Here is a 263-nt window from a genome sequence, read left to right on the forward strand (position 1 = left end):
TCACTTAATATTAAGGGTTCAAGAATTTTAACTGTAGAACAATTAAAAGAAATTTCTGGATTAAAAGTAGGAGATGTATTAAATGGTAGATTACTTACTTTAGAGGAATCTCCAATAATACGAGTATATTCTGAAAATGGGGTCTTATGGGTAGGATTTAAAGATGTAACAGTAACTAATGATGGATATGTTACAATAGAATTACTAGAAGGTACAGTTAAAGAAGTAGTATATGAAAAAAAAGGTATTGTAAAAGTCAATGA

At 27.8% G+C, this 263-nt stretch carries 1 protein-coding gene; it reads left to right on the plus strand.

The window, feature by feature from the left end; all coding sequences use genetic code 11:
* The coding region (locus AYC60_RS08940; protein WP_197416939.1) for a POTRA domain-containing protein at positions 1–263 on the plus strand (263 nt) is incomplete at both ends.

The organism is Streptobacillus felis (assembly GCF_001559775.1).
Lineage (GTDB): Bacteria > Fusobacteriota > Fusobacteriia > Fusobacteriales > Leptotrichiaceae > Streptobacillus > Streptobacillus felis.